The sequence below is a fragment of the Rhodococcus sp. FH8 genome (assembly GCF_019266085.1).
GTDB lineage: Bacteria > Actinomycetota > Actinomycetes > Mycobacteriales > Mycobacteriaceae > Rhodococcus_F > Rhodococcus_F qingshengii.
Window position 1 is genome coordinate 1 of record NZ_LPNQ01000072.1, and the last position, 8114, is coordinate 8114.

The window sequence follows — 8114 nt, forward strand, 5'->3', positions numbered from 1 at the left end:
GGATTTTCGTGACGGTCCGGCGAGCAATGACCGTTCCATCCATTCGGAGTTCGAACGTGATGCGTGAGGCGGACCATTTCCGGGTTCGTCGCATCGACTCGATGTCGGCCACGACCTCCGCGGCTGTAGCGGTCGGTTGATGGTGCGGCGTGCTGGATCGGTCCTGTAATCCCAGGTCACCGTACTTGCGATACCGGTTGACCCACTTGGAGGCGCATTGTCGGGAGATGCCCATTTCGGCGGCGACGTGGGCGATCGGGCGGTCGTGACACCGCTCGATCAGGCGTCGTCTTCCCTCGACGGTGAGTGGGGCATTACGGTGTGTCACAGGGCTGGTCCTTCTTGGTCGAGAACGGCTATGTCGCAATTCCTATTCTCGCGCCGAGGACCAGCCCGTCTACTTCAGTCCCGCGTCATCAACGTCCGTACCCGCAACATCTAGTTCGGCAACGACGACATACGTCTGTGCGGTCAAAGGCTTGAATCCTTTCGTTGTCAAGGTCAGTGCCTAAGTCCAGGTGAGCGAAAGCAGATCGGGTTTCCCCAACCGCGCCACTTCAGCGAGGCGGCGTTTGAGATCCCACATCAACCGCTGGTTTGTGCCGAATCGTTCTCCACGCCCGACGACCGCTAGCTGTCTTCGAGAATATGGTGCCTGTCTGGCTGCCAGACGACTAGATGACCTGATTCCGTGGTAAGGAGGTGAACGAGGAAAACCGGAAAGCACGATGCTGCGAGTAGTGATCACCCGCGTGATTGCGGTGCGAGCGCCTGTGTCGACACTGACGATCGCGAACACCTGACACCTTCCGTCCTCACTAAGATCGTCTTGATGGCACCGATTGGACAGCTTTCACTGGCAGTCAGGGTGACTCATCAAGTCCTGCCTAACCCGACAAGAACACCGATATGATCGCGGCACCTCGCATTTCGTATCATATTGCAGTACAGAATAATTCGGTCACTTACTAATACAGAGTCAAGAGTTGTCGACGGCGGCGATCTGCCTTGTCCACGCATACCACGCCACTCCGCAGAACGCTGCTACCATCACGAGGTCGGCGACGATTGCTACGGGCACCTCACGCGTAGCTCGGGCGATCGGGAACGCAACCGCCGCGATGAGCACTAGGACAGCGCAGGCCGGCGGAACCGTGCGGGCACGCCACTGCATGGTTCCAAACACAACAAGCGCGAAGGGAAAGGTCGGCCCCGCGAGCAGCAACATGATTGTGCCGGCCGTCGGGTAGCCGGCGAACGACGCTAGTGCCGAACTGTCGTCGACGCCGAAGACACCCTCGAAGAAACCTTGCAGCCCGAACGCGACAGTCCCGAACATGCCTACCAGCACCAGCAAGAACCACAGCCCAGACACAACCGGGAAGGGGGCACGCAGCTTCTCGTACTCACCTAGGAGCCCGAACACCCACGGCACGGTCGATACAGCGATGAGCATGCCACCGACCACTCCGTAATGCCCGTCGTTCCAGAACAGCGGCGAAAGCCCAAAAATCGCCGGACCCACAATCAGTCCTAGTATTTGCATCCGTGCAATAAGCATGGACCGACCATAGCCGTTCAGCGAAATAGGACTGGGCGAAACTGTCAATGATCGCGTCCATATCCGGCTGAACGGCGAAGCTCAAGATCAGAATGTCGGCAACCGACTGGATTCATAGAGTCGATCATGCGCCTTGCCCACGATTCCCGTGTAGACAATCAGATCTAGATGGGCGGGTTGAGTACGAAACGTCGACGGCGACGATCATGTGCACAGTTACGCCGTCGGTCCGACTAACTTCGTCGTCTTGGCGGTGAAGACGCGTGCGTGTGGCCCTCGACCAGGCTCAGACTCGCAACCACTCCCGAGTGGCGATCACCAAGGCAGCGACCCCACGGTTAAGTGTCGGTTGAACTTCCGGAGCGAAATAGGCCGAGTGGTTCGATGGGATATCGCGGTCGATGCTCCCTGCCTCCGCAGCGGCCCGATACGTTGCCGGGTGCGTACCCCCGAGAATCCAGTAGACCAACGGCGCACTCGCAGCAGTAGCGAGCAAACCGACATCCTCGCTTCCCGAGACCTGCCCGGGGTCAAAGACCGTGTCGTCGCCGAACGCCGACCGGAACGCGACCATCGTGCGCTCAGTAGCATTGTCTCCATTGACCGTAACGGGAAAAGACTCCGCCCGCACGATCACAGGATCCGGCGCTCCGGACGCTGCCGCCTCGGCACTCACGATGCGCTCGATCGCAGCCAACATACGCTCCCGCACATCCTCACTGTAGGAGCGAATGGTCAGGCCAAGCTCCGCGCTGTCAGGGATGATGTTGTTCTTTGTGCCGGCGTTGAGCCGCCCAACGGTAACCACCGCGGTCTCCTTCGGCGCAATCTCCCGGGAGACAATGGTCTGCAACCGCCCGACGATGGACGAAGCGATGACGATCGGATCGATCGTGGTCTCGGGCCTCGATCCGTGTCCACCACGTCCCTGCACCGTTATGTCGATGCTGTCAGCTGAAGCGAAGGCCGCGCCAGAGTGAGCTCCGACCATCCCGGCGGGTGCGGGCCCGACGTGCTGGCGAGTACGACATCCGGTATCGGCACTCTTTCATACAGCCTGTCGTCGAGCATTGCCTGCGCGCCGCGCCCGACCTCCTCGGCTGGCTGAAACACAGCCACGACCGTGCCACTCCAATCCCCCCGCGTCGCGGCAAGCTCCCGAGTCGCGCCGATCAGACAGGCAACATGCACGTCATGCCCGCACGCGTGCATGACACCTGATGTGATGCTGGCATACGCCAGACCAGTGGCCTCCACCACCGGCAATGCATCCATGTCAGCTCGCAGCAGCACCGTCGGCCCACTACCGTTCCGAAGCACACCGACGACCCCCGTGGCTCCGACGCCCTCGATAACAGCGAACCCTGCGGCCCGAAGTTCCGCGGCAGCGATTGCAGCCGTGCGTGTTTCTTCGAAGGAAAGTTCTGGATGCGCATGCAGGTCGCAGTAGAGCTCGTCAAGGTTCACGTACCCATCATGCCGTGTCCATCCAGGGCACAGCCCGACTGGGGCAACCTCAAATTCTTTCAAGCAAGTTTCGACCAACTCGACGCCACCGACCCAACGCTCTCAGGAGATCGTTACAAGCATGGGCTGGGTCTACGCGCAGCCAAAACGCGTTGGACAGCATCGAAATGCGTATAGCGGCATTGGGACCCACAAAAGGCACCCAAACATCACGCTCTTGGAATCTTCCGACCATGTGGATACCAACCTCGGCGGATCCAACCGATTTCATCACCCAATATTCCCAAAACAACACCACTCCCGTTCGCTACGATGCATCCGGGAGTGTCCGATTAACGGTGGATCCGACCTTGATGTCGGTTAGTTACCGTTCAGGGTGATGCGTCCTTCGAAGGTGATCGCAAACGCATTGAGCGCGGGCTTCCACCTCATTGCCCATCGTGCCTTACCTTTCCCTGTCGGGTCCAGAGCACGCGTGGCCAAGTACAAGCATTTGAGCGCCGCCTGCTCAGTCGGGAAGTGCCCACGCGCCCGTACTGCGCGCCTGTAGCGAGCGTTGACAGACTCGATCGCGTTCGTCGAGCAGATGACGCGCCTGATCTCGACGTCGTAGTCCAGGAACGGAACGAACTCACTCCACGCGTTGTCCCACATCTTGATAATCGCTGGATACTGCTGCCCCCATTTCTGCGTGAACTCAGCGAATCGTTCCCTGGCCGCAAACTCCGACGGAGCGGTGTAGACAGGTTTGAGATCACGCGCCATCGCATCCCAATATTTACGAGAGGCAAAGCGAAAAGTGTTGCGTATCAGATGAATAATGCACGTCTGCACCACAGCGAGTTCCCAGACGGTGTTGATCGCTTCAGGCAATCCTTTGAGTCCGTCGCACACAACGATGCAGACGTCCGCCACACCACGGTTCTTGATCTCGGTCAGGACCGAGAGCCAGAACTTTGCGCCCTCTCCGCCCTCGCCGGCCCAGATCCCGAGGATGTCGCGTTCGCCATTGACGGTGACGCCGATCGCGACATACATCGGCCGGTTGGTGACCTGCCCATCGCGAACCTTCACGTGCACCGCATCGATGAACATCACCGGATACACCCGATCAAGTGGCCGGTTCTGCCACTCCGTCATTTCCCCGACGACCTTGTCGGTGATCCGCGAGATCGTGTCCTTCGACACCGACGCTCCGTAAATATCTTGAAAGTGCGCGGATATCTCGCCGGTCGTCAAACCCTTTGCCGTCAATGACAATACGATCTCATCGATACCCGTCAAGCGTCGCTGACGCTTCTTAACAATCTGCGGGTCGAACGAAGAATCGACGTCGCGTGGCACTTCGATCTCCACCGGCCCGATCTCAGTGAGCACCGTCTTCGAACGGGTACCGTTCCTCGAGTTGCCGCTGCCGCGGCCGGCGGCATCGTGCTTCTCGTAGCCCAGGTGCTCGGTCATCTCCGCGTCTAACGCGGTCTCTAGGACGTTTTTGGTGAGTTGATTGAGGAGTCCGTTCGGGCCCATCAACTCCACGCCCTGCTCCTTGGCCTGAGCCAGGAGCTGCTCGGCCAACTGCTTCTGATCCACCTCAGTCTCTGCCATGGGATCAAGTGTTTCGGTCATCGTCGATCCTTCCCGCCAAGCTCAGCTCGGCGTGTTGAATCAAGGACCGGATCCACCGTTATTCAGACAGTCCCATGCATCCGACTGAGGTCGGATGGGTCCCGCTCAACAGTGACACTCGTTAGGGTCCAACAGGTGTGAGGGTTGATCCGCGATGCGCCGAACCCTCCGGCTTGTGACAGGAAGAGGTAACTTGATGACGACTTTGGTGACACGTGCGATCGCCTAGATCGGTCTCTACCTGACAGTATCCGTAGTGATGTACCCCGAGTTTCGTGGAGCCGCCATATTTGACTTCAGGCAACGGGTTGACGTGTGAAGTGTATGTCTCGAACTCGATCGGGGTCAGCATCCCGAGTGCACTGTGCCGACGCTACCGTTGTGGAAGATCTCGAGGTACTCGAACATGGCGTTGGCCAGTTCGATCCTCGTTTTCCAGCGTTTTCTGTTCAAGGGTTCGGTTTGTATTCTGCCCCAGAAAGATTCGATCACGGCGTTGTCATAGCAATCGCCGATCGATCCCATTGACGGGACCAGCCCTGAGTCGTGCGCCCGGTGGGTGAATGCCCAGGACGTGAACTGCACTCCGTGGATGCTCTCCTGAGAGTCAAGCTGCTTTTCGATGGTGTCGGGTGTTCGGGGTGATTGTCTGCGGTCCAGGGTTGAGGAGGTAGTAGACCTCGCGAGCCAGGTAGCGCTTCAGGCACCGGATAGTTTCCAGTTTCGAGTGGCCTTCGCTGGTTTTCTTCTCTACGTAGGCCTGGGTTTTCGGGTCGAGTCGAATGCGGCCGATGACGGCCAGATGCAAGGCTCGGTTGGCTTGGCGGTCACCGCCGCGATTGAGGCGGTGGCGTTGGGTCATGCCAGAAGATGCGGGTAGCGGTGCAACACCGCATAGCATCGCGAACGCGGCTTCGGATTTCATTCGATCGGAATTATCGCCGGCGGTGACAAGCATTTGTCCGGCGACTTCGATACCGATTCCGACGCGCTCGAGTAGTTGAGGTGCGAGGGCTTTCACGATTGGGTTGATCAGTTCGTCGAGATCGGCGATCTCGTCGGTTAATTCGAGATAGCGGCGAGCCAGGGACTTCATCGACACCCGGTAGGCGGTCACGGGATCAGTAGCGTTCGCGACATCCGGTCGCCAGGCGGCGAGGAGGCGGATCAGTTGCATCCGCGTCAGATCGCGGACCTGAGCGCGCAGCTCGTCGGGAGCGGAGATGATCGTCATCCGCAGCAGTTGCAGCGCACTGCGCCGCTCTCGTACCGAATGGGCTCGGGTCACCCTCAACACCCGAAGTGACTCGACGGCACCGTCTTTCGATTTCGGGGTGGTGGTGCGCCGGTTGGTCTTGGCTGCGCGGGCCGCGTTGATGGCGTCGAGGTCGTCGTCTTTGCCCTTACGGCGACGGTCCGAGCGATCGGGGCGGTCCACCTCGAGTACCGTCACGCCGGCTTTCGCGAGGTGGCGGGTCAGCCCAGCTCCGTAGGAGCCAGTGCCCTCAATACCGATCCGGATCAGATTGCCGTACTCGCCGATCCAGGTCAGCATGGTTCGATACCCGTTTCGGGTGGTCGGAAAACTGCGAGTTCCGAGGACGTTGTCGTCGGTATCGATCACCGCGGCGACGTGCAGTTCTTTGTGGGTATCGACTCCGGCGAACACTCGCCGGTCTTGATCGAGATCGGCTTTGTCAGGCATCCTTGTCATGTCGCTTTCCTCTCCGTTGACCGATGAGCAAGGCGGCGCCGCGCATCGACCGAACCGGCGGACAAGACAGTGATGAGCACCTGGTGGTGCAGGCTCTCCTCAGGTCACCCCGACGGTGAGGCGTAGCGCCTCACCGGGGGTTCCCAGGAACCGACAAATCCAAGGAAAGACACACGATCGTCGATCGGAGTGAGGGTCAGGAACACTGGGAACTCCCGGCACCAGCATTCTCTCGTCTCCATGCGGTAACGGTCAGGAAATCCGAAAACACCGGCACGAACAGTCTCACTGTCCGAGTGAATGAGTGTGCCGGGTGTTGGGCCTCGATTGGAAATGCCCATTCCTAGAGCGTTTGTCACCAACGTCGCTGTCTGCGAGCTGTCGATCGACCAACCGACGACTCGCCTCGAAAACGTATCCAGGACAGCGGCGCAGTAAATTTTACCTTCACGGGCTTGGATTCCAGCGATCGTCGCAACACCTACTGGAAGGTGTGGCGGTGGCTGGGAAAAAGTACACGGATCAGCAGAAGGAAGAATTCTTTCGATTGCTCGATAGAGGTGGCACGGTCCGCGCCGCAGCGCGAGCGGTCGGCATTCATGAAAACGCCGGCTACAACTGGTTGCGGAAGACGGGGCTGACCATGGCGCGGGCGTATGCCTCCCGTTCTTCGCGCAACCCGCGTAGTCGCTCCGCTACGTGGTCGAAGTTGTAAGGCCTGGTGGTCAGGAGCTTTTCGACGGCTTCGGTGTCTCCGGCTTCCTCGAACTCGGCCACTACTGCCGCGTGTGCGAGGTCGAGCTGTCCGGCATCGAGGGCGGCGCGGGCTGCCTCGGCTTTCCCTACCGCTGCCTGGGCTTTGACATCCTTTTTGTCCATCGCGAGGGTCTTGGACACCTTCGTGATGGATGCGCCGAATTCGAGCATCTGCGCAACTCCTCGGGTGTGCTGCGCTGCGGTCAGCCCTTCGCGGTGCCGGTTGGCAGTGATCTGCTTACCGATCCGGTCGACGGCGCGGGCCTTGTCACTGCCTTCGGTGTCGGGGTAGATCACGACGGGGATGGTGGTCAGTCCGGTTTCGCGGGCGGCGAGGGTGCGTTCCCTCGAAGGTCTGGGCGTGTTGCGGGCGATATCACTGTTGCCGGGGCTACGTTCGAGAAGTGCCCTCCGTGGACGCTGTTTCCGCTAGCACGTCGGACTGCTCCGAGTGGTGGTTGTACTGGACCACTCGTGGTGTCGACGTGCCGGTCGGGTTCGACGACATGCTTGATGGGTGGGTGAATATCGATGCCCGCGAACGAGCGCTGGGTGTCGAAGAGGCCACCCCGATCTTGATCGACCCCGCCGGACGGATCGATCCGCGGCTGGCGACGTTCTTTCGTCGGTCCCGGTTTGCGTTTCTCGCTGAGGGAACACGACGGTCGTATGTGAAAGATTATCGACTGTTCTTTACCTTCCTGTGGCGTCGCGGAAAGTACTGGAATGAAGCCGATTACGACGACATCAATGACTACGACGCGTGGCGCCGCCGGTCGGCGGACAACCCGCGGCCGATCGGTGGAGCCAAGTGGGCTCGGGAGCTTGCCGCGTTCAGGTTGCTGTTCGACTGGGCGGTGGTCTCCGGCGCGGTGGAGCGTAGCCCGGTCGCGACGCATACCGTGCGCCGCCGTGACGACACTGTGGTTGAGGTGGCCGCCAATCGACCGAAGGACGTGCGGGTCGCCAACGTCAGGTGGGTCACCCCTC

Annotated in this window: 10 protein-coding genes and 1 pseudogene; 2 read left to right on the plus strand and 9 right to left on the minus strand. The window is 60.0% G+C overall.

Features of this window, described 5'->3' with window-relative positions:
- The 8 genes and pseudogenes from ATN38_RS18405 to ATN38_RS33415 form a co-directional block, all read right to left on the minus strand.
- On the minus strand, positions 1-328 hold a 328-nt coding region (locus ATN38_RS18405), incomplete at its 3' end, for a helix-turn-helix domain-containing protein (RefSeq protein ID WP_218748338.1).
- Between the two features lie 651 nt (positions 329-979).
- Positions 980-1561: a hypothetical protein gene (locus ATN38_RS18410; RefSeq protein WP_037132137.1), complete on the minus strand. Its 582-nt coding sequence runs from the start codon at positions 1559-1561 to the stop codon at positions 980-982.
- A gap of 286 nt (positions 1562-1847) precedes the next feature.
- Positions 1848-2495, minus strand: coding sequence for a peptidase dimerization domain-containing protein (locus ATN38_RS33105; protein WP_003945380.1), 648 nt, complete (start codon positions 2493-2495; stop codon positions 1848-1850).
- A 2-nt stretch (positions 2496-2497) separates the two neighbouring features.
- Positions 2498-3028, minus strand: coding sequence for a M20/M25/M40 family metallo-hydrolase (locus ATN38_RS33110; protein WP_003945383.1), 531 nt, complete (start codon positions 3026-3028; stop codon positions 2498-2500).
- 360 nt (positions 3029-3388) lie between these two features.
- Positions 3389-4654: an IS256 family transposase gene (locus tag ATN38_RS18420; protein ID WP_003943361.1), complete on the minus strand. Its 1266-nt coding sequence runs from the start codon at positions 4652-4654 to the stop codon at positions 3389-3391.
- A gap of 328 nt (positions 4655-4982) precedes the next feature.
- Positions 4983-5245: pseudogene (locus tag ATN38_RS18425) on the minus strand (transposase); the annotation flags it as partial.
- 16 nt (positions 5246-5261) lie between these two features.
- Positions 5262-6368 (minus strand): IS110 family transposase, encoded by a 1107-nt coding sequence (locus ATN38_RS18430; RefSeq protein WP_003945393.1) that lies wholly within the window; start codon positions 6366-6368, stop codon positions 5262-5264.
- 104 nt (positions 6369-6472) lie between these two features.
- Entirely contained in the window at positions 6473-6949 is a 477-nt protein-coding gene (locus ATN38_RS33415; protein WP_143173150.1) for a DDE-type integrase/transposase/recombinase, read from the minus strand.
- On the opposite strand from ATN38_RS33415, the gene ATN38_RS32880 reads away from it, so the two are divergent.
- The gene (locus ATN38_RS32880; protein ID WP_231783836.1) at positions 6868-7083 is read left to right on the plus strand and encodes a transposase; all 216 of its coding nucleotides are present in this window, start codon (positions 6868-6870) and stop codon (positions 7081-7083) included. The genes ATN38_RS33415 and ATN38_RS32880 overlap by 82 nt on opposite strands.
- On the opposite strand, the gene ATN38_RS33220 is transcribed toward ATN38_RS32880, so the two are convergent.
- Positions 6981-7421 (minus strand): hypothetical protein, encoded by a 441-nt coding sequence (locus tag ATN38_RS33220; protein WP_308256303.1) that lies wholly within the window; start codon positions 7419-7421, stop codon positions 6981-6983. The two genes, ATN38_RS32880 and ATN38_RS33220, sit on opposite strands and share 103 nt — an antisense overlap.
- Positions 7422-7609: 188 nt before the next feature.
- Here ATN38_RS33220 and ATN38_RS18445 point away from each other — a divergent pair.
- A partial coding sequence (locus tag ATN38_RS18445) for a site-specific integrase (RefSeq protein WP_218748339.1) occupies positions 7610-8114 on the plus strand: 505 nt, incomplete at its 3' end.

Excerpts from the sequence above, each read along its gene's own strand:
- ATN38_RS18430 (WP_003945393.1), bottom strand. The coding sequence starts at position 6,368 with ATGACAAGGATGCCTGACAAAGCCGATCTCGATCAAGACCGGCGAGTG.
- ATN38_RS18420 (WP_003943361.1), bottom strand. The coding sequence starts at position 4,654 with ATGACCGAAACACTTGATCCCATGGCAGAGACTGAGGTGGATCAGAAG.
- ATN38_RS18410 (WP_037132137.1), bottom strand. The coding sequence starts at position 1,561 with ATGCTTATTGCACGGATGCAAATACTAGGACTGATTGTGGGTCCGGCG.